The 23,867-nt window shown below is 69.5% G+C and carries 19 protein-coding genes; 9 read left to right on the forward strand and 10 right to left on the reverse strand.

Annotation, left to right across the window (positions count from 1 at the left end; genetic code table 11):
- The first annotated feature begins 120 nt into the window (after positions 1-120).
- Positions 121-2,088: a family 10 glycosylhydrolase gene (locus LDL49_RS06760; protein ID WP_225290054.1), complete on the forward strand. Its 1,968-nt coding sequence runs from the start codon at positions 121-123 to the stop codon at positions 2,086-2,088.
- 3 nt (positions 2,089-2,091) lie between these two features.
- Here LDL49_RS06760 and LDL49_RS06765 read toward each other — a convergent pair whose 3' ends face one another.
- Positions 2,092-2,973 carry an NAD-dependent epimerase/dehydratase family protein gene (locus LDL49_RS06765; RefSeq protein WP_225290055.1) on the reverse strand — a complete coding sequence of 294 codons (882 nt, stop codon included), beginning with the start codon at positions 2,971-2,973 and terminating at the stop codon, positions 2,092-2,094.
- 248 nt (positions 2,974-3,221) lie between these two features.
- On the opposite strand from LDL49_RS06765, the gene LDL49_RS06770 reads away from it, so the two are divergent.
- The 5 genes from LDL49_RS06770 to LDL49_RS06790 all read left to right on the forward strand — a co-directional run bounded on the left by LDL49_RS06770 (position 3,222) and on the right by LDL49_RS06790 (position 10,730).
- On the forward strand, positions 3,222-4,529 hold the full coding sequence (locus LDL49_RS06770; protein WP_225290056.1) for an ABC transporter substrate-binding protein: 1,308 nt from the start codon (positions 3,222-3,224) through the stop codon (positions 4,527-4,529).
- On the forward strand, positions 4,526-5,476 hold the full coding sequence (locus LDL49_RS58250) for a carbohydrate ABC transporter permease (RefSeq protein ID WP_225290057.1): 951 nt from the start codon (positions 4,526-4,528) through the stop codon (positions 5,474-5,476). The genes LDL49_RS06770 and LDL49_RS58250 overlap by 4 nt, the downstream gene beginning before the upstream one ends.
- The gene (locus LDL49_RS06780) at positions 5,473-6,300 is read left to right on the forward strand and encodes a carbohydrate ABC transporter permease (protein ID WP_225290058.1); all 828 of its coding nucleotides are present in this window, start codon (positions 5,473-5,475) and stop codon (positions 6,298-6,300) included. Before LDL49_RS58250 ends, LDL49_RS06780 begins: the two co-directional genes overlap by 4 nt.
- A gap of 17 nt (positions 6,301-6,317) precedes the next feature.
- Positions 6,318-8,900, forward strand: a complete 2,583-nt coding sequence (locus LDL49_RS06785; protein ID WP_225290059.1) for a family 78 glycoside hydrolase catalytic domain — start codon at positions 6,318-6,320, stop codon at positions 8,898-8,900.
- Positions 8,901-9,032: 132 nt separating this feature from the next.
- The gene (locus LDL49_RS06790; RefSeq protein WP_225290060.1) at positions 9,033-10,730 is read left to right on the forward strand and encodes a DUF4434 domain-containing protein; all 1,698 of its coding nucleotides are present in this window, start codon (positions 9,033-9,035) and stop codon (positions 10,728-10,730) included.
- An 82-nt stretch (positions 10,731-10,812) separates the two neighbouring features.
- Here the strand turns inward: LDL49_RS06790 and LDL49_RS06795 are convergent, their stop codons facing one another.
- A complete protein-coding gene (locus tag LDL49_RS06795; RefSeq protein WP_225290061.1) occupies positions 10,813-11,946 on the reverse strand; it encodes a PLL family lectin in 1,134 nt (377 codons plus the stop codon).
- Positions 11,947-12,206: 260 nt separating this feature from the next.
- A complete protein-coding gene (locus LDL49_RS06800) occupies positions 12,207-13,331 on the reverse strand; it encodes an NAD(P)/FAD-dependent oxidoreductase (RefSeq protein WP_225290062.1) in 1,125 nt (374 codons plus the stop codon).
- A gap of 214 nt (positions 13,332-13,545) precedes the next feature.
- On the opposite strand from LDL49_RS06800, the gene LDL49_RS06805 reads away from it, so the two are divergent.
- A complete protein-coding gene (locus LDL49_RS06805; RefSeq protein ID WP_225290063.1) occupies positions 13,546-14,874 on the forward strand; it encodes a GlnX family signal transduction membrane protein in 1,329 nt (442 codons plus the stop codon).
- Entirely contained in the window at positions 14,871-15,671 is an 801-nt protein-coding gene (locus LDL49_RS06810) for a transporter substrate-binding domain-containing protein (RefSeq protein WP_225290064.1), read from the forward strand. The genes LDL49_RS06805 and LDL49_RS06810 overlap by 4 nt, the downstream gene beginning before the upstream one ends.
- Here the strand turns inward: LDL49_RS06810 and LDL49_RS06815 are convergent.
- The 4 genes from LDL49_RS06815 to LDL49_RS06830 form a co-directional block, all read right to left on the reverse strand.
- Positions 15,668-16,678 (reverse strand): ABC transporter substrate-binding protein, encoded by a 1,011-nt coding sequence (locus LDL49_RS06815; protein WP_225290065.1) that lies wholly within the window; start codon positions 16,676-16,678, stop codon positions 15,668-15,670. The two genes, LDL49_RS06810 and LDL49_RS06815, sit on opposite strands and share 4 nt — an antisense overlap.
- Positions 16,679-16,909: 231 nt before the next feature.
- Positions 16,910-18,013 (reverse strand): Gfo/Idh/MocA family protein, encoded by a 1,104-nt coding sequence (locus LDL49_RS06820; protein WP_225290066.1) that lies wholly within the window; start codon positions 18,011-18,013, stop codon positions 16,910-16,912.
- Positions 18,010-18,753: a sugar phosphate isomerase/epimerase family protein gene (locus LDL49_RS06825; RefSeq protein ID WP_225290067.1), complete on the reverse strand. Its 744-nt coding sequence runs from the start codon at positions 18,751-18,753 to the stop codon at positions 18,010-18,012. The genes LDL49_RS06820 and LDL49_RS06825 overlap by 4 nt, the downstream gene beginning before the upstream one ends.
- A gap of 160 nt (positions 18,754-18,913) precedes the next feature.
- Positions 18,914-19,813, reverse strand: a complete 900-nt coding sequence (locus tag LDL49_RS06830; RefSeq protein ID WP_225290068.1) for an arginase family protein — start codon at positions 19,811-19,813, stop codon at positions 18,914-18,916.
- Positions 19,814-19,842: 29 nt separating this feature from the next.
- Here LDL49_RS06830 and LDL49_RS06835 point away from each other — a divergent pair, with 29 nt between their 5' ends.
- Positions 19,843-20,379 (forward strand): CGNR zinc finger domain-containing protein, encoded by a 537-nt coding sequence (locus tag LDL49_RS06835; RefSeq protein ID WP_225290069.1) that lies wholly within the window; start codon positions 19,843-19,845, stop codon positions 20,377-20,379.
- Positions 20,380-21,503: 1,124 nt separating this feature from the next.
- Here LDL49_RS06835 and LDL49_RS06840 read toward each other — a convergent pair.
- The 3 genes from LDL49_RS06840 to LDL49_RS06850 form a co-directional block, all read right to left on the reverse strand.
- Positions 21,504-21,827, reverse strand: a complete 324-nt coding sequence (locus LDL49_RS06840) for a hypothetical protein (RefSeq protein WP_225290070.1) — start codon at positions 21,825-21,827, stop codon at positions 21,504-21,506.
- A 73-nt stretch (positions 21,828-21,900) separates the two neighbouring features.
- The gene (locus tag LDL49_RS06845; RefSeq protein WP_225290071.1) at positions 21,901-23,301 is read right to left on the reverse strand and encodes a DUF2207 family protein; all 1,401 of its coding nucleotides are present in this window, start codon (positions 23,299-23,301) and stop codon (positions 21,901-21,903) included.
- Entirely contained in the window at positions 23,301-23,855 is a 555-nt protein-coding gene (locus LDL49_RS06850) for a LemA family protein (protein WP_225290072.1), read from the reverse strand. Before LDL49_RS06850 ends, LDL49_RS06845 begins: the two co-directional genes overlap by 1 nt.
- Positions 23,856-23,867: the final 12 nt, after the last annotated feature.

The raw sequence follows: 23,867 nt of genomic DNA on the forward strand, positions 1-23,867 counted from the left end.
ATTACTGACGAGTTAGAAGAAACTTTCCGCCCGTACTCGGACATGTGGGACGGAAAGTTGGGCCCCCCGATCGGCTGAAGACTATTGCGCTCCGTTCGGGAGAAGCTGAAACTTCTTTTCGTGACCACGCACCCCCTGCGCACCCTCCTGGCCACGATCACCCTCGTGCTCACCGCCCTCGTGGTGCCCACCACCGGTCCCGCCGTCTCGGCGGCGGCGTGCGTGACCGATCCCGCGACGCCCAAGCGGCAGTTACGGGGCATGTGGGTCTCCTCGGTCGCCAACATCGACTGGCCGAGCAGCGCGGGGCTGAGCGTGGCGGCCCAGCAGGCGGAGTTCAGGGCGTGGCTGGACCTGGCCGTGTCCAAGCGTATGAACGCCGTGTTCGTGCAGGTCAGGCCGACGGCGGACGCGTTCTGGCCCTCGTCGTACGAGCCGTGGTCACAGTGGCTCACCGGCACCCAGGGCAAGGATCCCGGCTACGACCCGATGGCCTTCATGGTCGCCGAGGCCCACGCCCGCAACCTGGAGTTTCACGCCTGGTTCAACCCGTACCGGATCGCCAACAACGCCGACCCGAACAAGCTGGTGGCGACCCACCCGGCCCGGACGCACCCGTCCTGGCGGTTCGCCTACGGCGGCAAGCTCTATTACAACCCCGGCATCCCGGCGGTCCGCGACTTCATCGAGGACGCCATCATGGACGCCGTCACCCGCTACGACCTCGACGGCGTGCACCTCGACGACTACTTCTACCCCTATCCGGTCAGCGGCGAGACCATCCCGGACGCCGCGACGTACGCCCAGTACGGCGGCGGGTTCGCCACCATCGCCGACTGGCGGCGCGAGAACGTCAACCTGCTGATGCGCGAGATGGACCAGCGCATCCACGCCGCCAAGTCCTGGGTCTCCTTCGGCGTCAGCCCGTTCGGCATCTGGCGCAACGCCGCCACCGACCCGCTCGGGTCGAGCACCTCGGGCCTGCAGTCCTACGACGCGATCTACGCCGACAGCAGGCTCTGGGTCAAGCAGGGCTGGGTCGACTACCTCGCGCCGCAGATCTACTGGAACATCGGGTACGCCCCGGCGGACTACGCGGTGCTGACCGCCTGGTGGTCGAGCGTGGTGCGCGGCACCGGCGTCCAGCTGGTCGTCGGCCAGGCCGCCTACCGCGCGGGCGCCGGCGGCCAGGACGCGGCCTGGCAGGATCCCGCCGAGCTCAGCGATCACCTCTACGACAACAGGAAGCACCCCGAGGTGGCCGGCGACGTCTACTTCAGCGCCAAGGACGTCAAGGCGAACCGGATCGGCGCCATCGCCGCGCTGGTCAGCGCCCACTACGCCAAGCCCGCCCTGCCGCCCGCCCGCGGCACCGCCGCCGCACCGGCGGCGCCCGCGAGCGCGGCGGCGACCAGAGGCTCGGGCGGTGTGGCGCTCTCGTGGCAGGGCGGCGGCGCCACGGCCTACGCGGTCTACCGGGTCGACGGCTCCCACCCGGCGGCCGACCCGTGCGCGTACGCCGACGCCCGCAACCTGCTCGGCACGACCAGGAAGACCACCTTCACCGACGCCACGGCGACGGCCACCGGCGGATACACCTACTACGTGACCGCCCTGAACCGGACGCACCAGGAGAGCCCGCCGAGCGCGGGCGCGGTGGTGGCCGGCTCGGCGGCGTTCAGCGTCGTGGTCGACAACTCCGACGCCGGGTTCGCCGCGAGCTCCTCCTGGGGCACCTCGTCGTTCTCGGCGCAGCTCTACGGCGCCGACTACCGCTTCGCCGACCCCGTCGCGGCCAGCGACCCGGCGTGGTTCAAGGCGGCCGTCCCGAGCGCCGGGAGCTACCGGGTGGAGGTCTGGTACGCCGCCAACGCGGGCTACAACAGCGCCACGCCGTATCTCGTGGCGGCCTCGGGCGGGACCCAGACCGTGGTCGTGGACCAGCGCTCGGGTGGCGGGCAGTGGCGGACCCTCGGCACGTACAGCCTCGACGCGGGCACCTACAACGTGGTCGGGGTGAGCCGCTGGACCTCCACGGCCGGGTACGTCATCGCGGACGCCGTGCGCATCACCAAGCTCACTTCCTAAAAGTCACTTCTTGAGTGCCCGCCCGTCCTCGTCCAGGTAGTCGCGCCACGAGCGCTTGGGCGTCCAGCCGAGCATGCGCACCGCCTTGGCGCAGGAGATGCCGGAGGCGTCCGGACGGCTGAGCGGCCGCAGCGCGATCGCGTCGCCGTAGTGCTCCCGCAGGGCCGTCGCGAAGTCGTGGCCACCGACGTTGTCGGGCGAGGCGATGTAGAACACCTCGTGTCCCGGCAGGTCGGACTCGGTGGCCAGCACGATGGCGTCGGCCAGGTCGTAGACGTCGATGTAGCTCCACAGCCCGGCGCCGGGCTGACCGTCGCGGATCTGCGGGCCCAGATTGCGCTCGTAGTTGCCCTCGTGCTGCACCCAGCTCGGCCGGATGGAGACGCATCGGATGTCTGAGCGGCGCACGGCCGCGTCCATGAGCTGCTCGCCGAAGTGCTTGGCGGTGGCGTAGGGGTCCTGCGGCCGGATCGGGTGCTCTTCGTCCACGGGCGCGTAGTCGGGCAGGAACGGCCGCTCGGCGAAGAAGAAGCCGGGCACGGTCTCGCTGGAGATGTTCACGAAGCGGGTCACGCCGAACCTGATCGCCGCCTCCAGCATGTTGAAGGTGGACATCAGGTTGTTCTGGAAGACCACGTGGGGCGGGTTGGTGCTGGGCTCGGGGATGGCGGCGGCGTGGACGACCGCGTCGGCGCCGCGGACCACCGCGTACGCCGCCCCGGCGTCGGTCAGGTCGGCCTGCTGGTAGCGGGGCGCGCCGGGCTCCGCCCGCTCCCAGGTCGGGCGGGTGAGGTCGACGGCCGTCACCTCGTGACCGGCATCGAGCAGGGCCTGAGTGGCCGCACGTCCGACCTTTCCATGGGCACCGGTGACGACGACGTGCATGGAGGCTCCTCAGACGCTAAGGGTCGGACGTCCAGGATAGGGGGACGGTCGCCGGCGCTGAAGGTTTGAATCGTTTTGCTTCAGAGCGGAAGTTCGCGGGTATCCGGGCGGATGACACGCCTTGAGTCGCTGATACGTTTCCGTTTCGTTACCGCAGGAGAGCCTTGACGGCCCTGGAACGTAAAGCCTATGTTAACGCCCTAACGAGGCCATTGAAACGATTTAAGCTTCGAGCCCCAAGGGGTGTTATGAAGACCACGCTTCACAGACTCGGGGTGGCCTTCTCCGCCGCCCTCCCCCTCCTTTCCCTGGCGGCATGCGGCTCGTCCGGCAGTACGACGGCCGCCGACGGCAGCGTCACGATCTCCTTCCTCTACGACAACAACGAAGCCACGGTCAACGGGGCCAAAGCAGTCGTCCAAGCCTTCGAGGCGGCCAACCCGAAGATCAAGATCGAGTCGGAGACCCGCCCGGCGGGCACCGAGGGCGACAACATCATCAAGACCCGGCTGTCCACGGGCGAGATGAGCGACGTCTTCTGGTACAACTCCGGGTCCCTGCTCCAGGCCCTGAACCCCGGCCAGACCCTCGTCGACCTCACCGGCGACCCGGTCATGAAGAACGTCGAGGAGTCGTACCTGCCCGTGGTCACCCAGGGCGGGAAGGCCTACGGCGTGCCGACGGGAACCGCCACGGGTGGCGGCATCCTCTACAACCGCAAGGTCTACGAGAAGCTCGGGCTGCAGGTGCCCAAGAGCTGGGCCGAGTTCACGGCCAACAACGACAAGATCAAGGCCGCCGGGCTGACGCCGGTGATCTCCACGTTCAAGGACACCTGGACCTCGCAGCTGTTCGTGCTCGCGGACTTCTTCAACGTGCAGGCCGCCTCGCCGACCTTCGCGCAGGACTACACGGCCAACAAGGCCAAGTACGCCACCACCCCGGCCGCGCTGACCGGCTTCAAGCGCCTGGAAGAGGTGCACGCCAAGGGGTACCTCAACAAGGGCTTCGGCTCGGCCAACCTCGACGCGGGGATCAAGCTGCTGGCCGAGGGCCAGGGCGTGCACTATCCCCTGCTCACCGGGGTGGTGCCCGGCTTCATCAAGAAGTTCCCCCAGGTGGGAACCGACGTCGGCTTCTTCGGCCTGCCGGGTGACGACGCCGCCAAGAACGGCGCCACGGTCTGGGAGCCGAGTGCCGCCTACATCCCCAAGACGAGCAAGCATCTCGACGCCGCCAAGAAGTTCCTGGCCTTCATCGCCTCCCCGGAGGGTGCGGCCGCCCTTGGCAAGGGCACCCCGCCGGCCGGACCGTACCGGATCAAGGGGGCCAAGCTGCCGGACGACGCGGTCCAGGTGGCGAAGGACCTGCAGGTCTACCTCGACAACAAGGCGTCCGCGCCCGCGCTGGAGTTCGTCTCCCCGGTCAAGGGCCCGTCCCTTGAGCAGATCACCGTCGCGGTCGGCTCCGGCCTGACCACGGCGGCCGAGGGGGCGGCCCAGTACGACAAGGACGTGGAGAAGCAGGCCAAGCAACTGGGGCTCGCGGGGTGGTGACCTCGTCGAGGCCGAGCACGGCCACGTCGCCCGAGCCGCCCACCGCGGCGGCCGGGCGGCGTGCCCGCGCGCGCAACGGGAAGGGCGGGCGCGGCGGCAACCCGTACCCCTACCTGTTCTACGTGCCCGCGGGGATCGTCTACACGATCGTCTTCCTGGTTCCGACGATCATGGCCTTCTACTTCTCGATGACCAGGTGGACGCTGTTCGACAGCACCTTCGTGGGGCTGGAGAACTTCACCGACTTCTTCGCCGAGCAGAACCTGCGGATCGGCTTCCAGAACACCCTGATCTACGCGGTGACCACCAGCGGGCTGAAGGTCGTGCTGGGGATGGCGCTCGGCGTGCTGCTCACCTCGCGGATCAAGCTGCGCGGCTTCCTGCGCTCGGTGGTGTTCTTTCCGGTGCTGGTGAGCACGGTCGCGGTCGGCATTACGTTCAGCGTGCTGCTCAAGCCCGACACCGGGCTGGTGAACAAGGCGCTGGCCCTGGTGGGCATCTCGGGCCCCGACTGGCTCGGCGACGCGAACACCGCGCTGCTGTCGGTGGCGCTCGTGGACGTCTGGAAGGGCGTCGGCCTGGCCACCGTCATCTACATCGCCGGCATGATGTCGATCCCGCGTGACTACTACCAAGCGGTCGCGGTCGACGGCGGCGGCGCCTGGCATCGGTTCAGGTTCGTGACGCTGCCGCTGAGCTGGCCCGCCACCAACTCGGTGATCATCTTGTCCTTCATCGGCGGGCTGCGGTCCTTCGACCTCATCTGGACGATGACCCGCGGCGGACCCGGCTTCACCAGCGACGTCATCGCCTCGATCATCTACAAGCAGTATCAGGCGGGGTTCTTCGGCCTGTCGACCGCCGGGAACGTGATCCTGTTCATCGTGGTCACCGCGCTGGTCGTGCCGCTCACCCGCTTCCTGAGCGCCAGGGAGGTCGCCGCATGAGGGCGCTGCGCAGATCCGGGCCCGAACTCGTCGTGGTCCTCCTGGCCGTCGTCATCTTCGTCGTGCCGTTCTCGTTCATGGTGCTCACGGCGGTCAAGGACGAGGTCCAGTCGGCGGAGCTGGACTTCGGCTGGCCGACGAGCTGGCCCATCGTCCAGAACTTCGTCGAGGTGATCGAGGCGCGCGACTACGTGCTGCTGCGCGCCTTCCTCAACAGCACGATCCTCACCGTCGTGGCGGTCACGCTGCTGGTGGTCTTCTGCTCCATGGCCGGGTTCGTGCTGCAGCGCAGGGCGGGCCGGATGCGGTCGGTGGTCAACTTCCTGGTGCTGTCCGGGCTGATCATCCCGCCGGCGATCGTGCCGACCATCTGGGTGCTCCAGACGCTCGGCCTGTTCAAGACGCTGCCGGGGCTCATCTTCGTCGAAGTCGCCTTCCACATGTCGTACTCAGTGCTGCTTTATCGCGCTTTTGTGGCGGCGGTGCCGCGCGAGCTGGACGAGGCGGCGATGATCGACGGCTGCACCGGGTTCAGGCTGTTCTTCAAGGTGATCTTCCCGCTGCTCCGGCCGGTGACGATCACCGTCATCCTGACGACGTCGGTCGCCGTCTTCAACGACTTCGTCAACCCGCTCTACTTCCTGCCCGGTGACGAGAACGCCACCGTCCAGCTCACCCTGTACAACTTCCAGAGCCAATACAGCACGCAGTGGAACCTGCTGTTCATGGACATCGTGCTCATCACGATCCCGCCGCTGCTCGCTTTCATCTTCTTCAACCGCAAGATCGTGGCGGGGATGACCGCCGGCGCGATCAAGGGCTGACCGCTCAGAGGAGCCGCATGACCATCGACCTGCGTTTCGAGCACCACCGAGAGCCGCTCGGCATCGGAGAACCCAGGCCACGGCTGTCCTGGACGGTCCGCAACGACCGTCCCGGCTGGCAACAGCACGGCTACGACGTCGAGATCCGCGACTCGGAGGGCAAGGTCGTCTCCTCGACCGGGCGCTCCGACTCCGTGTTGGTCCCGTGGCCGGGGGACGACCTGCGCTCGCGGGAGCGCCGGGCCGTACGCGTGCGGGTCCGCGGTAAGGACGGCGAGGCGAGCGAGTGGAGCGAGTGGACCTGGGTCGAGGCGGGCCTGCTGGAGGCGGAGGAGTGGCGCGCGGAGGCGGCGGCGCCGCCCGCCGAGCTGCTCGGCGCGCCGGACGGGCCCGCGACCATGCTCAGGCGCGGCTTCGCCGTCCGCGGGCCGGTCGAGCGGGCCCGCCTGTACGTGACCGGCCACGGCCTCTACGAGGTGGAGATCAACGGGCAGGTCGTGGGCGACGACGTGCTCGCGCCGGGCTGGTCGAGCTACGACCACCGCCTGCGCTACCGCACGCACGACGTGACCGCGCTGCTGGCGGAGGGTGACAACGCCATCGGCGCGATGCTCGCCGACGGGTGGTACCGCGGCCGCGTCGGCTTCAAGGACGGCAGGGTCGAGACGTACGGCTCGCGCACCGCGCTCATCGCCCAGCTCGAGGTCGTCTACGCCGACGGCTCGACCGACGTCGTGACCACCGACGGCTCCTGGCGCTGCGCCCGCGGCCCGGTCCTCGCGGCCAGCCTTTATGACGGCGAGAAGTACGACGCCCGCCTGCTGCCCGCCGGCTGGTCCTCGCCCGGCTTCGACGACGGCGCCTGGCTGCCCGCCGACGTCGTGGAGCACGACCCCGGCCTGCTCGTCGCCCCCACCGGGCCGCCGGTCCGCCGCTTCGAGACGCTGCGTCCCGTCGAGGTCATCGAGGGGCCGGCCGGCGAGACGATCCTCGACTTCGGCCAGAACATCTCCGGCCGCCTGCGCATCCGCGTCCAGGGACCGGCGGGCCACACCGTCACGCTGCGCCACGCCGAGGTCCTGGAGAACGGCGCCCTGTCGCGCCGCCCGCTGCGCAACGCGGCCGCCCAGGACGAGTACACCCTCGCCGGCGGCGCGGAGGAGGAGTGGGAGCCGCGCTTCACCATGCACGGCTTCCGCTACGCCGAGCTGATCGACTGGCCGGGCGAGCTGGGCCCCGACAGCGTCCAGGCCGTCGTCTGCCACACCGACATGCGCCGTACCGGCTGGTTCACCTGCTCGGACCCGCAGCTCCAGCGCCTGCACGACAACGTGGTGTGGAGCATGCGCGGCAACTTCGTCGACCTGCCGACCGACTGCCCCCAGCGCGACGAGCGCCTCGGCTGGACCGGCGACATCCAGGTCTTCGCCCCCACCGCGGCCTTCCTGTACGACTGCGCGGGCACGCTCGGCTCCTGGCTTGCCGACCTGGCCGCGGAACAGGACGAGTCGGGCATGGTGCCCTACTACATCCCGTGGGTCAGCCTCGAGTTCCCCGCCATGCCGACGGCGGCGTGGGGAGACGCGGCGGTGATCGTGCCCTGGGTGCTCTACGAGCGCTTCGGGGACCTCGGCGTGCTGGAGGCGCAGTACGACAGCATGAAGGGCTGGGTCGACCACATCGCCGGCATCGCCGGGGACGACCACCTGTGGGACGAGGGCTTCCAGTTCGGCGACTGGCTCGACCCCGCCGCGCCGCCGGACCGGCCCGGCAAGGCCCGGACGGATCCGTACCTCATCGCCACCGCCTACCACGCGTGGACCGCGCAGGTCGTGGCCGACACCGCCGAGCTGCTGGGCCGGGGCGAGGACGCGAAGAAGTACGGCGAGCTGGCGGCGGAGGTCCGGGCGGCCTTCCGCCGCGAGTACCTCTCGCCGTCGGGCCGCCTGGTCAGCGACACCCAGACCGCCTACGCGCTGTCCCTGCACCTCGGCCTGGCGGAGACGCCGGAGCAGCGGGCGCGGGCGGGCAAGCGGCTGGCCGAGCTGGTGGACCAGGACGACTACCGCATCGGCACCGGCTTCGTCGGCACGCCGCTGGTCTGTGCCGCCCTTGCCGCGGCAGGGGAGCACGACACGGCCTACCGGCTGCTGACGCAGCGCGAATGCCCCTCGTGGCTCTACCCGGTGACCATGGGCGCGACCACGATCTGGGAGCGCTGGGACAGCATGCTGCCCGACGGCTCGGTCAACCCCGGTGAGATGACCTCGTTCAACCACTACGCGCTGGGCGCGGTCGCCGACTTCCTGCACGGCACGCTCGCCGGCCTGGCCCCCGCCGCGCCCGGCTACCGCCGCATCCGCGTCGCGCCGCGGCCCGGTGCCGGTCTCACCCACGCCTCCGCCGAGCACGAGACGCCGTACGGCCCGGCGGCGGTGGCCTGGTCTCGGACGGACGGCAACCTCACGGTCACCGTCTCCGTGCCTGCGGGGACGACGGCCGAGATCGACCTGCCGTCCAGGGAGCTGGTGGAGGTCGGGTCGGGGATGCACACCTTCACCACGCCGTACCGCGATCCGGCCGACGACCCGGTGGCCTGAGCGGTCCGTGCCGCGGCCCCTGGGTTCGTCGCGCCGTCCTGGGGGTCCGGCCGGGCCACGATAAGGTGCATCGGGTGATCTAACGGGTACGACCGTTCTGGCCGCGAGCGGACACTCGCGCGAGGAGGTCATGTGGTATCCGGGTGGATCCTGCGCGGGTTCGCGGCCGTGGCGGTGCTGGCGGCCACCGTCGTTCCCGGGACGCGGGCCGAGGCCACGACACTTTCTTTGACGCCTGCCACGACACCCACTCCCACTCCTGTTGTGACGCCGGTCGACGCGGGCTGTCCGGCGCGGGACACGCGGGTCGGCGCGCCGTACGCGATCACCGGTTACTGGCTGGTGCCCCGCTCGGACCTGTGCGTCACGCGGCGGACGGTGGAGGCGATCCACGGGGTCGGCGGTGACACGCTCATCACGTTCGGCCCGCGCCTGGTGCCCAGCCGGGTCGACCGGGCGGGGCGGCTGCTGAAGGAGGGCGCGCCCGACCCCGACTTCACCGGCTGCGTCGAGAACGGGCAGACGTGCTACCGGGCCGCTCGGGAGGCGGTTCCGCGCATCCGCCGGGTCTACGGCTATGCCGCGAACGAGCTGTTCGGCGACGGCCTGCTGCGGTGTCCGGGCCTGGACCGGCGGATCGAGGTCGGCGAGCGGGTCTACTACCGGCTGCTGCTGGGCAGATCCTGCTCCCGCGGCCCGTACGACCTCGTGCTGATCGCCACCGACGGCGACGGGCTGGGCAACCTGATGGGGGAGGCGCCCGCGTACGGGATGAAGGTGTTCCCCGGGCTGCCCGCCGCGCCGCAGGACGTCAAGCGGCCGTGGCTGCCCGACCTCACGCACTTCGGCGCCGTGACCGCGCTCACCGAGCGGGTGCTGACGGACTATCGGGGCAGGTACGGGTCGTCGGCGGCGTTCGCCGGGGTGTACCAGTCGTTCGAGCTGGCGGTGAAGTCGCGGCCCAGCGTCGATCCGACCATCGAGCTGTACCAGGCCCAGCACGCCGTGGTGGCTGCCACGCTGCCCGGGAAGAAGATCCTGGTCAGTCCCTACTTCGACGCGCGCAGGGACAAGGGCTTCCCGCCCGAGCGGGTGGGGCCGGGGTTGCTCTCCATCGCCGCGACCGCGCATGGGGCGCCCATGGTCGTCGCCGTACAGGACGGGCGCGGGACGGGCAAGGTGCCCGTCTACGGCCGCGACGAGGTGGACGCCAAGGTCGATCCCCGCCTGGTGCCGATGGTGGGAGACGTGACCAACCGGCAGGCGTACTACGGCTCGACCTACGACTATCTCCAGGCGGCGGCGCGGTCACGGCCGCCGGGGGTGGAGCTGTGGATGAACGCGGAGGCCTTCGAGCCCGCCCCGGTGGCCGGCGAGTGCGGCCGGGCCGACCCGCTGCCGCTGCGCGGCCGGACGACCAAGAAGCGGCTCGACGCCCAGGTCATGGCGGCCGGCGAGGCCGTGACCAAGGTGATCTCCTACGGCTGGGACCCGTTCCTGACCTGCCGGCTCAACTGGATGACCCCGTCGTTGAGCGACGACCTCCACGCTTCCTGGAACGCGCCGCTCATCGTCGGCGCGACGAGGAACGCTACGGGGATCGCGATCACCGGCCGCAACCTCGCGGGCGGGACGATCAAGGTCCAGTACGCCCGCGCCGGGGCGGGGATGAAGACGGTGACCGTCGCCCAGGGACCGGACGAGGCCGGTGCCGCCTGGGTCCCCTTCACCGCGCCCACCGATGTCGATCCCCGCCGCCCGTTCCTCTACATCACCGCGGTGAACGGCACCGGCCGGTCCAGCACCAGCGCCTACGTCATCCCCTCGTAGAGGAACCCGCCCCAGCTCCTGAGGCAGGCGGCCGCCCTGTTGAAGACCTGAGCGATATCCGGCGACGTCGCTCAGGTCGGCCCTATTGCTCCCAGTTCTCGCAGACGAGCCCGTCTGAGGTTCGCATGAAGGCATGGGTCATCGGAGCTGCCGCAGGCGAGGTGTGTGTGTTGGTGATGCCGATGCCCGCGTCGATGATGTGGCCAGTCGAATTCCCGTGATCCTCCCAGACCGGCTTGGCGCCGTCCCACCGGCAGACCCAGACGGAGTTGTTGCCGTCGGTCACGAAGACCCGTGCGTATTGGGAGGCGTTATTCGGGTCCGGGACGCTTATCGCACCCAAAGCGATATTGGCGTAGTGGTCACTCGGCGGGGCGCCCAGCTCGAACCAGGTGTCGTCCTGACAGGCCCAGAGGTCGCCGGTCGATGCGCTCAGGACGAAGGAGCAGGGCCGCGAGAGCTGCCCAGGGCCGCTCTTGATGATCGCCGCGCCGGCTGGTTGACTGATCACCGCGGGGTACCGAGGGTGACCAAGGGCGGTCCATCGTGTGGACACCATGTCCGTGATACCGAGCCACAGCTGCCCGTCGCCGCCCCACACATAGACCTGCAGGGTCTGCTCGCCGGTTCTCTCGTCCGGGACGGCGAGAACTCCCATCGAGGAGCCGATCGCGACGCCGGGCGAACCCAGGTTGTACCAGAGCCAGGACGACCCGTTCCACCAGTTCACCCACCCATTGCCGTCGCTGCCGGTTACGACGGCGAAGGGGGCGAGATCCAGCGTGGGCTTCAGCGCGAGCGTCACCGCACCGAGGCCATTGAAGATGTCGACGCCCGCCGGCTGCCCCTGATCGGACCAGAACCAGTCCAGGCCGTTCCACCAGCGCACCCAGAGATGTCTGTCTTGCACGACGAACGCGTAGGGTCGATGCCCATTCGGGTTGTCATCGAGAGCGATGACACCAACGGGCCGGTCGACCTTTCCCCCTTGGTCGACCCATTCCCAGTTGCCGGCGGGAGTTTTCCAGAGAATCCACAGATGACTGTCGTCCGCTCGCACGAATACGAAAGGACGGGAGGCTGCCGAGACGTTCCTGTCCACGACCGCCACCGCACCGATTCCGTACGTCACCCCAGGGCCGGGCTTGCCGCGAAGAGCCCAGTACCATAGCGTCGGGATGGAGGCGCCGACCCAGGGCAGCGAGGCCACCGCCATGGCTCCGAGGCTGCTCCCCAGAAAGGTTCTGCGAGAGAGCCCTGGCACGACGACGTCCGCTGGGAATCGTCCGCCGCTATTGCCGCCGTCGGATAACGCAGGCTGGTCGTCGGGTCGTTGCTCGTTTGCTGACATGATCTTTTCCTCTCGCGATCTGAGCGCAAATGTCACGGCAATTTGAACGCCAGTCGCTTGACGCGCGATCGGTAGCGAATTGCAGCACCAAGACCGTCCAGTTTCCTTTTCGCGGGCGTCCGGATTTACTCCGTCCGGGTGAAGCGGCCAGGGCGGAAGTCCTCCAGGAGCGGGTGCCCGGTGCCGGTGAGCACCTCGTAGGCGGTGAGCTCGCCGGCGATCAGCCCCAGCGTCGCGCCCGAGTGGGTGAACGCCACATGGCATCCGGGCACCGACTCCAGCTCGCCGAAGACCGGCTCGCCGTCCGCCGGTATGGGTTTGCGGCCGAGTCGCCACGACGCCGCCTGGAGGGTGACATCGCCCTGGAGCAGGGCGGACGCCTCGGCGACGAGCTCCTTGACATACTTCTCGTCGATGGAGCAGGAGCCGTCGTCGTGCTCGGTGATGTGCTCCTCGTACCAGCTGTGGTCGATCGCGAACGTCGACCCGGGGTGGGGGCGCATCGCCGCGCGCGGCGTGTTCAGCACGGTCACGACCTCGGTCTCGACCGGCTCGGTGATGACGAGCATGGACAAGGGGGACGCGTCCGGCAGGTCCACGCCGAGCTCCGCGAGCACCGCCGGGGTCTGCGCACCGCAGGCGGCCACGACGGCGTCGCCACGCCACGACGTGCCGTCGGCGCCGCGCACTCCCCGTGCCCGGCCGTCCTCCACGAGCACCGAGCAGCGGCCCGCGCCGGTGACGAGCCGGCCCCCGCGGCGGACCAGCTCGTCCGCGAGCTCGCGGATCAGGTGGGGGAGGGAGACCCAGCCGTCACCCGGATTGTGGATCGCGAGGCCCGCGCCCACCTGGACCCCGCTGACCCGGTCGCTGGTGTCCGCGCGGCCGATGAGGTGCGACTCGTAGCCGCGAGCGACCTCGTGCGCGTGCCGTGCGCGGGTCGCCTCGGCCCCGTCGGGGGTCGTCCACCACAGGCCGCCGTCGAAGCGCAGCCAGTCCCGGCTCGGGTCGGCGGCGAACAGGGTGCGGTAGCGGTCGATGCCGAGGATGCGCAGGAGATGGTACGAGCCGGACCGGACGCCCGCCGAGTTGAGCCAGGACAACGAACGTCCCGACGCGCCGCCGGCGAGCTCCGACTCGGTGACCAGGACGACGTCAGCGCCCCCGCGTACGAGGTGCACGGCGGTGGACACACCGAGGATGCCACCCCCGAGAACGACGACACGCCGGGCCGCGGTGTGGTCTGTCATGTGACTCCTGACTTCGTAGAGCGGATACGGGCACGTTAGATGACGTGCGACTGCCGACCGAACAGCGGCGAACCAGCCCTCTTCGCCGGCGCGACCGGCGGCCCCTCTTGCGGATCTGTCGCTTCCGCGGCCATGCTCGGATTTCCCAGCACAAGTCGTCCTCGGGAGGCGCGCTGCACACCAACGATCCCGGCGTCTCCCGCCGGAGCGGGCCATGACGGTGACGGCGACGCCTTCGACCGGGCGCAAGGAGTCGGTCTCCGGGCGGGTGCGTACGCTGGCCGGGCTGTCCCTTCTGGCGCTGGCGCTGCTGCTGGCCGCGATCCTGGGCGGCGCGGCGAGTACGGGCGCCGGCTTACGCACCATCGGGCATGACGCCGGGCCGCAGGTGCTCGCCACCACGGGCCTGTATCGGCAGATGTCGGAGATGGACGCGCTGGTGGCCGAGACCCTGCTGCTGGGCAGCGAGTACGGCCCCCAGCAGCAGGCCGACCTGACCACCTATGACCAGCGGCGGCTGGAGATCTCCGAGAGCCTGCTCAAAGCGTACCGGCTGGCCCTGGACAATCCCGCCGAGCAACGTACGGTCGAGTCGCTGATCGAGGGGCTGGGCCGTTACGAGCGGCTGGCAACCCAGGCGCGGCTGCTGGACGTGCAGTCCAAGCACACCGCGGGACAGCCGCCCGACAATGTGGTCCAGGCCTATCAGAAGGCCACCGACCTCATGCACCGCGAACTGCTTCCCCAGGCCTACAACCTGACCTTGGAAACCGGGACGATCGTCCGGCGCGCGCACGTGGCCGAGCGCTCGACCACCTCGCTGGCCCGCTTCGCCGTCATCGTCACCGGGCTGCTCGCGCTGGCCTGCCTGCTGGGCCTGCAGACCTACCTGACCCGCAGGTTCCGCCGGGTCTTCGCGCCGGCCCTGGTGGTCGCCACCGTGCTCACCGGGGCCGGGCTGGTGACGGGCACGGCCCTGCTCAACCGGCAGGGCCAGGCGCTGGACGAGGCCAAGCGCGGCGGTTTCGACGCGGTGCTCACCTTGACCAGAGCACGGGCGATCAGCAAGAGCATGCACGGGGACCAGAACCGCTACCTGCTCGACCGCTTCCGCAGGGACACCTACGAACACGCCTTCCTGGACAAGTCCCAGACGATCGCGGCCGTCGAGTCCACCAGCCTGCCCGACTACCAGAGCAAGCTGCGGGCCGACTTCCAGGGACTGCTCGGCAGCCTGACGGGCCAGGACCGGGAACGCCTCTTCGCCGTCTACCAGAAGTTCCAGCAGGCGGACGCGCGGATGCGGACCATGACGCCCGAAGCGGCGATCAAATACTGGGACGGCGAGCTCACCCAGACCTACGAAAGCTACGACAAGGTGCTGGAGGAGCTGGTCCGGCGGCACGAGTCCGACTTCGAGCGCGCCATCGACAGCGGCGACGGGGCCCTGGAGACGCTGTGGCGGTTGATCCCCGCCGGGCTGGCCGCCGGCGCCCTGCTCATCCTGGTCGGGATCTGGCCACGACTCAGGGAGTACCGGTGAGAAAGCTGCTGATCTGCCTGACGCTCCTGCTCACCGCCTGCGGCGCGGCGCGGCCGGAATCCCTTGTGGACAAGGACGAGCTGATCGTCGCCATCCGCTCCGACGTCCCGCTGATCAGTTTCAAGGGGAAGGACGGCTCGTACGACGGCTTCAACATCGACGTGGCCAAATATCTCATCTCCCGGCTGGGCAAGAAGATCCACTGGCTGGAGATCACCGCCGGAGACCAGCTCACCGTGCTCACGCAGGGGCGTGCCGACCTGGTCTTCGCCCACATGTCGGTCACCCCGGAGCGGAAGAAGGTGATCGACTTCGCCGGACCGTACCACGTCGACTTCCAGGACATCGCCGTACGGCCGGCCGACAAGGACGTCATCCGCGACGTCCGCGACCTGGAGGGCCGCAAGATCTGCTGGGTGCGTGGCACGAACATCGCCCAGCGGATCATCGACGAGCGCCGGGTGAAGGCGATCGCCGTCCCCGCACCCGACTACAACGTCTGCCTGGACATGATCAAGGACGGCAGGATCGACGCCATCTCCACCAACAGCCAGATCCTGGCGGGGCTGCTCACCAAGCCGGGCGTCGATCTGCACCTGGTCGGCGCTACTTTCAACGAGCAACGTACGGCGATCGGCATCCGCAAGGGCGATGTGGACGGCTGTGAGGAACTCAACCGGGCCATCACCGAGATGTACCAGGACGGCACGGCGAACATGTTGCTGGACAAGTGGTTCGGCAAGTCGGGCATCGACCTGTCGGTGGTCTCGGTCCCACAGTTCGAGGGCTGCTCCTAGACGGGCGGTCGGGCGATCTCCGTGCTGAACCTGTCGACGAGTGCCTGTTTGGCGCGCCCGGCGACCTCCACGTCGTACGAGACCAGCTTGACCGTCGCCGGGTCGGCCGCCTTGGAGTGCGCCGGCACCGTGGTGTTGGTGGGCAGGGCGTAGAAGTTCACCAGCGGCCCCAGCCGCTGGGATTCTCCGCTCAGGGCCCAGTCGACGTACTTGCGTGCGCTGTCGGGGTTGTGCGCCCCGGCCAGTACGGCCAGGCCGCCGAGCTCGTAACCGGTGCCCTCCTGCGGGAAGGTCACCTGCAGGTTCGGATAGCCCTGCTCCTGGGCGGCGACGCAGTCGTGGGAGAAGACGACGCCGACCGCCGCCTCCTCCTTGGCCGCCTGCAAGGCGGCCGCGCTGCCGGAAGAGTTGTATCTCAGTACGTTCGGGTGGAGGCCGCGCAGGTAGCCGAGTGCCTTGTCCTGGTCGCGGCCGTTGAGCTCCACCTGCGTCCACAGGGCGGTGTAGGCGGTTCCGGACGTGGCCGGGTGGGCGATGGCGACGCTGCCGCGCAGTCGCTCGTCCAGGAGTTCCCGCCAGGAGTGGATCGGCTGCATGCCGCGCTTGGCCAGCTCCTTGGTGTTGTTGCAGAAGGCCAGCACGCCGGCGTAGATCCCGCTCCAGGCATACTCCGGATCAGCCCAGCCGTGCCGGATTTCACCGGCTTTTTCGGATTTGTACGGCGCTAGCAGTCCCTGACTCTTGGCGGCCACGTAGGAATCGGCCGGACCGCCATGCCAGACGTCGAACTCCTGCCGCGCCCTGGCCGCCTTGATCCGCTCCAGCGCCTCCCCACTCGACAGCCGGACGTATTCGGCCTCCACGCCGGTGGAATCGGAGAACCTCTTGACCATCATCGCGCACCATCGCTCGCTCGCACCGCACGCGACCGTGATCTTGTCCCGCCTCGGCGTCGAACAGCCCGCGGCCAGCAGAATCGCGATCAATGCGATGGCCAACGGCCTCATCGCCACTCCAAAGGGTTCGCCGACGTCTCGCCCACGTGCCGATCCCATTCGACACTCCGTCACGAGAGTCGCGCAACCGATCTCCACCTGTGGCCGGGCGGGGGTGGGAGGGGGGTGGCCACGGGAAAAACCCAGGCGACAACCACAACAATAGTCCCCCAACCTAACCCCACCTGTGGCCGGCCGGTTCACGCTTGGCTGACCAAGCGTGAACCGGCCGGTCTACCACGTCTACGTCAGCGTGGCGGCAAGCGGGTCCCAGTCGTCGGGGAGCGGCGGTGGGGTGGGTGACGTGGTGTGCAGGCGGCGCGCCTCGCCGTCCTCTCCGGCGTCTCCGATGGCGGTCATGATCTCCAGTACGTGCTGGGCGAGCGCGCCCGAGGCCCGGTGCGGGGTCCCGGCACGCAGCGACCTGGCCATGTCCAGGACGCCCAGGCCGCGCCCGGCCGTCGTACCCGTGACGGGCAGTCCCCGCCACTCGGCGTCATGCGGGCCCCGGGCCAGCAGCGGCCCCTCGAAGGTGTTGGGGTCGGGCAGCGACAGCGCTCCCTCGGTGCCGATGATCTCGATCATCTCCCGCCGGATGGGCGAGTCGAAGCTGAACGTCGTGGTCGCGCTGGCGCTGCCCGCGAAGTCGATCAGCGCGTTGACGTGCGTGGGAACCTCCACCGCGAACGCCGTACCCGCCTTCGGCCCAGAACCGATCACCCGGTGGTCGCGGGCCCGCCGGGTGCTGGCCGCGACGCGGGCCGCCGGGCCGAGCAGGGCGACGAGGGTGGTCAGGTAGTAGGGGCCCAGGTCGAACAGGGGACCGGCGCCACGCTGGTAGAGGAACTCGGGATTGGGGTGCCACGACTCGGGGCCAAGGCTCTGGAAGGCGGCCGTGACGCCCACCGGGGTGCCGATGAGGCCGGAGGCGAGCGCCTTGGCCGCCGACTGGAGCCCCGCGCCGAGGAAGGTGTCGGGGGCGTTGCCGACGAGCAGGTCGAGGTTCGCCGCCTCCGCGGTGACCTTGGCCGCCTCGTCCATGTCCAGGGCCAGCGGCTTCTCGCTGTACACGTGCTTGCCCGCGCGCAGCGCCGCGAGCGCCACGGCGGCGTGCGCGGCCGGGATCGTCAGGTTGACGACGATCTCCACCTCCGGCACCGCCAGTACGGTCTCGACGGTGCCGGAGACCGGCACCCCGTGCTCGCGCGCGGCGGTCGCGGCCCTGGCCGTGTCGAGGTCGGCGATCCCGAGCACGCGGACGTCGGGGAAGGAGGACAGCTGACGGAGATAGGTGCCGCTGATCACACCGGCGCCGACGATGGCGACGCCTACGGGTCCGGAGCTCATGAACCGCTCAGCTCGGTGAGGTAGGCGTGGCTGCCCGCGAGCGCCTCGAAGATGTCGCCCGCGCAGCTGTCGAGCTCCACGATCCGCCAGGTGTCCGGGCTGGCCGCGAGGATGTCCGCCACCGGCATGACGCCCTGTCCCACGGCCACGTGCGGCTCCTCCTTGACGCCCGGACCGTCCTTGACGTGCAGCGCCAGGATCCGGGAGGAAAGGTCGCGCAGCAGGGCGGGCACATCGGCGCCGCCCACGGCGGCCCAGTAGGTGTCGATCTCCAGGAACACCTCCGGAGCCAGCAGGTCGGCGAGGGCCTCCAGGGCGTGCCGGCCGTCGATCCGCGGCTCGATCTCCCACCAGTGGTTGTGGTAGCCGATCCGCATGTCGTACGCGGCCGCCTGCTCGGCCAGGCCGTTCAGCAGGTCGGCGGTCCTCGACAGGCCATCGCGCGTGGTGAACTCCTCATGCGCGATGCCACCCGGGATGATCACCAGGTCGGTGCCCACGGTGGCGATGGCGTCGAAGACCTCGGCCGGCTCCTTGCTGAGCAGCGCGTAGGCGTGCGTGCTCGACACGGCCAGCCCGAGGTCGTCGGCCACCTGCCGGAAGCCCTTGGGATCGCCGGTCGGGTCGAAGGGCTCGACGGCCCCGTAACCGATTCCGGCTATCCGGCGCAGCACGTCATCACGGTCGGCGGCCAGTTGGTCCCTTACGGAGTAGAGCTGCACACTGAGCGGCTTGGTCATTCTCAGCTCCCCTGGTGCTTTTAGTCCACAATCTGCACATAATCCTCTGGGGTGGATCAGGCATCGTCAAGGGAGTACGGCCCGTCGTCCCACCAGTCGGGACACCCTCACGGGACGGCCATCGTCGCGGGTCGGGTCGTTCTCGACTGACGGGTGAGTCTCACCGGTCGGTGGCGAGTGCCGACGCGAGGATGTCCACGAGGAGGGCGGCCTGTGCGCCGTCCTGGTCGAGGTCGGGGTCGAAGATGGTGATCTCCAGGCCTGCGGCCCCCGGGAAGCCGAGCAAGCCACGGAGCAGCCCGGCCAGGCCGTCGGCGCCGGGTCCGCCGGGCGTGGGGGAGTCGACCGCGGGCAGCACCGAGGGGTCGAGCACGTCGGCGTCGACGTGGATCCAGAAGCCGTCGAGGTCGTCGCGGACCAGCACCTTCCTGGCGATGTCGAGGGTGCCGGGGCCGAGGTCGGCGGCGGGCACGTAGGCGAGACCGGACTCCTTGACGTCCCGCAGGTCCTCCTCGTCGCGGACGCCGAGCACGATCACGTCCTCATCGGCCACGTACGGGCGCAGGCCGCCGATGTCCGTCAAGTAGTCGTCGCCACGCCCGGTCACCAGGGCGAGGTCCTCCCCGGCCGCGGAGCCCACGTGCGGGGAGTTACCGAGGTGGCGGAAGTCGGCATGGGCGTCCAGGTACGCCAGGCCGTACCGGCCTGCTTCGCGCAGCGCGATGGCCGGGCCGAGCAGGATCGAGCAATCACCGCCGAGGACGATGGGGAAAGCCCCCGACTCGCGGACGGCGGCGACGCGGTCGGCCAGCTTCCTGGCGTACGCGGCGATCGCCGGACCGTTGCGGACGCCGTCGCCCGGCTGCCAGGTGGACACATAGCGAGGCGGAACCACCGCGCCCGCGTCACTCGCGCCGATCCGCTCCCGCAGCCCGGCGTCGCGGAGCGCCCACGGGGCCTTGTAGCAGCCGGGGATCACGCCGGGGACCGGCGGGCGGAGGCCGAGGTTGGACGGGGCGTCGAGGATGGCGAATCTTGTGTCAGGAGTTATAGTGTGCATACTCGTGACGGTAGCAGGAGGGGTCGGAGATGCGCCAGTTCGTCGATACGGGGTTGGTGGCGTTGGATCTGGCCAACACATGGGACGAATACCTGGACGAGCCGGAGCGGCTGCCGGACCCTGCGGCGCTGCGGCGGTTCTGCGAGGAGTTCGGCGAACTTCCTGGTGAGGAGCCCAATCCGGACGCCCTGGCCGCTGTGCGGGAGATGCGCGGGCGGTTGCGGGCCGTGCTGGCCTGCGAGCCGCCGGAGCGGACACGGGCGCTGGCCCGGTTCGCGGCCGGGCTGGCGGCGCGTGCGGACGTCGAGGATGTGGACGGGGTGCCGGTGCTGCGGTTCGTGGCGCTGGACGGCGCGGGGACGGCGGACCGGCTGGCGGTGCGTGCGGTGCGCGAGCTGCTCGACGTCGCCGCCGCGGGGGATTGGGTACGGCTGCGCCTGTGCGCCGCCTCGCCGTGCCGCGACGCCTTCATCGACCGGAGCCGGCCGGGGCGGCGGCAGTTCTGCTCGGCCCGGTGCGCCAACCGCGCCCACGCCGCCGCCTCCCGCGCCCGCCACCGCACCTGACCGGCTCTCCACGCGTCCTGGCTATGGACCAGGCTCAGCGGCTTGAAATCTGATGCATGTGTCGTGAAATGCGGCGAGGCGCCCTCTGAGCTGGGAAGATTGGAGTTCTCTACGCTTCAATCAGCCAGTTCGGGAAGGCGCCTCGTAAGTGCGATTCTCCCATGCTGCGAGCAATACTCACGTGATCTTCGGCGAAGAGCACCTGATCCCCTACGGCGGCCTGGGTCGGCCGCGAGTGGTCGCTGGTGCTTGGCAAGGTTGCTGCACTTTACTGCCGCATCGCGCCGACGGGCGGAATCAAGCGTGACTTTGGGAACGGGTTTGAATCACGCCTGAATCTCGTCCGGGAGCGGGATGATCGATGACGTTACATGGTCTCGTACGATGCTCTGGCGACGTGACACGCGGCGGGGTCACCGTAGGCGTTGGACGGCGGCGAACCCCCCTGACCGGAAGATCGGTATATCCAGGGCCCGTAAATGGTTTTCGTGTAGGGCCAGGAGCCACTGTTACATTCGGCTCTCACTCGATAATAGCCGAATCCTGACTGGCAGGAAGCCGTGGCGAAGTTCTCGCCTGTATTCACGTCGGCATAGCAGTCCCACACTGAAGCGTTAGCAGGGGCGCTGCCCACCGTAGCCGGGATCGCCAGGAAGGCGGCAGCCAGCGATGCGCCGACCACTATCTTTTGTGAGAGCGTCATGCTTCCTCCCGAGGGTTAAATGATTACGGTAACAACTGTTGCCATCGCGTCTTTGATAAAAAGTAGAGGTCAACGTGGTATGCGCACGGCCCCATACTTGCCAGATTGCGAGCTGCTCGTACGATTCTGGCAAGCTGCCGGATCGGCGGCTATCCCGTATCCGCCGACGTATTTCGTTCAATGGATTGACGGAATCAGCGCAGACTGCTACCCAGGGCCGACCTACCGGGCGAACTTTCACCGCAGTCGTTCCTGACGACGGCGCCCGCGACAGCCTCAGCGCTGCGGTGGCGCTGGCGCACGGCCTGCCCGCGGAATCCGCGGTGGAACTGCTCGGCACCGCCCGCGCCGCGTTCATCGACGGGTTCCACGTGGCGGCGTGCGTCAGCGCGGTGTCTACCTCACTTATGAGGAGGAGTCATCACGGGGTGCCCTTCACGGTGAGCCAGATCTGGACCAGGAGCGAGATCAGCAGCAGCGTCGCGGAGATCACCCCCGCGTACCCGCCCTGCCGCCAGTTGGCGCCCCGGGTGAGCTTGCGGGACTCGACGCGAACGGACAGCTGGTTGAGCTCGTTGTCGATTCGCTCGCCGAGGCCTTTCAGGTCGCGTTCGAGCAGCGTGAACCGGCGTTCGTTCGCCCGCTGCTCGGCTATGAACAGCTCCCGTGACATGAGTTTCAGGGCGGCGTCCTGCAGATCGACGATGCGCCGGGCGAGTTCGCCGTTCGAAGGCTCATCGCGCATGGGAACTCCTGACGTTCACCATAGACAGGGTTGCCCATAGTAATAAAATGAATACTTAACGCATACTCAGGTCTTACGACCCCCACTCCGGGCGGACCTCGCCGAGATTGCGTGGGGCGTCGATCAGGTGGTCCTGGGTGTCGGCGTAGTGGCCCCGGTGGGTCGTGCTCCGGAGCACCTCGATCTCGCCGATCCAGCCGACCCGCCGGCCGGCTCGGGCGCGGACCAGGTCGCCCTCCGACAGGCGGCCCCACTGGTCCTCGGCCATGCCGTACGCCTTGAGCTCGCGGCTGCGGCCCTCGTCGATGGCGCACCAGTAGACGTACTTCGGCCGATTCTCGTTGCCGCCCGACCGGCGGCTGCGCAGCCGTACGACCTGGCCTTCGATCCAGGTCTGGCCGGTGAGGTCGAGGAGGGCGCGGACAGCGGGCACGGCGGCGATCGCCAGGCCCACGGCGAAGCCGCCCGGCTGGGTCAGCGCGCGCGGCCACAGGTCGAACGCCGACAGGACGACCAGCACGATCCACGTCCAGAAGCCCGCGAAGAACCCGGCCGCCAGGCCGCGGCCCACGGTGTGCAGGGGCGGCCTGCCCCAGATGAGCCGCGACGGGTAGCGCACGTCCACCGCGTGCCACATGCCGCCGTAGTCGGACCAGGCCCGGCGGTCGTCGGCGGGCACGCTCACCGGCAGGCTGCGGACCGCGCGCGGCGCGAGCCCCAGAGCGGCCGCGTACGCCAGGGGGCGGCCCCAGATGGTCACGCTCGCCGCGGGCTTGTCGGCGTAGCGGGCGTTCGACAGGGTCTCTCGTACGCCCAGCCAGTGCCCCGCCGCCTGGACGCCCAGGTCGGTGCCGCGCTCGCCGTTGAGCCGGCTGGCCAGGTAGACCAGTGCGCCGTAGGCGACGATGCCCGCGCCGATGCCGCCGTCGTGTTCGGGGTCGGCCACGGTGACCGCGACGGCGACCAGGGCGGCGGGCACCAACGCGGACGCGAACAGCAGTGTCGCGTGCGCGCGGCTCCAGCGGGCCTGGGACAGCCCCCGCTGCCGGGCGTCGGCGATGACCTTCTTGCGGAAGCTCTTCCACCAGCGGCCCAGGTTGCGCGAGCCCTCGGCCAGCGCGCCGGTCGCCACGACGCCGTCGCGCGCGAGTGAGCGTACGTGCTCGTAGACGAGCCGCTCGTACGGGTTCAGCCCATCGGCCTGGCGCAGCCGTACCAGGGACAACTCCGGGCCGACCTCCTCGATCTGGACGGCGCCCCGCGCGGCGAGGTCGAGCAGGGTGGCCGAGGCGGCCTCGTCGCACAGGCGCCAGCCACCGGTGATGAGGTCGACCACGGCGGGCGATTCGTCCGCGAGCGCCCCGCTGGGCGGGCCGGGGGTGATGTCCGGGGTGCGGGTCGCGATCGCCAGGGCCAGCAGGAGCAGTGCCCACAAGGCGGTGGCGACGGCCGCCGCGGCGAACCAGACGGTCATCAGAATCGCACCTGTACGGGCCCGCGCTCCTCGCCGGGCGCCTGGAAGTATTCGCGGGCGGTGAACCCGCCCATGCCCGCGACGATGTTGGCCGGGACGGTCTGGATCGCGTTGCTGTAGGTGAGGACGGCGTCGTTGTAGTACTGGCGGGAGTAGGCGATCCGGTTCTCGGTGGTGGCCAGCTCCTCCTGGAGTTCGGCGAAGTTCTGGCTGGCCTTGAGGTCGGGGTAGGACTCGGCGACCGCGAACAGGGTCTTCAGGGCGCCGGTCAGCGCGTTCTCGGCGCCGGCCTGCTCGGCGAGGCTGTGCGCGTCGAGGGCCTGCGCGCGGGCGGCCGTGACGGCGGTGAGCGTCTGCCGTTCGTGGCCCGCGTAGCCGCGTACGACCTCCACCAGGTTGGGGACCAGATCGTGGCGGCGTTTGAGCTGCACGTCGACCTGCGCCCAGGCGTTCTCGACGGCGTTGCGCTTGCGGACCAGCCCGTTGTAGATCACGACGATGAGGACGGCGATCAGCAGAAGGAGTAAGGCGAAGGCGCCAACGGCAATGATCACAACGGCCTCCCT

The sequence above is a fragment of the Nonomuraea aurantiaca genome (assembly GCF_020215705.1).
Taxonomy (GTDB): domain Bacteria; phylum Actinomycetota; class Actinomycetes; order Streptosporangiales; family Streptosporangiaceae; genus Nonomuraea; species Nonomuraea aurantiaca.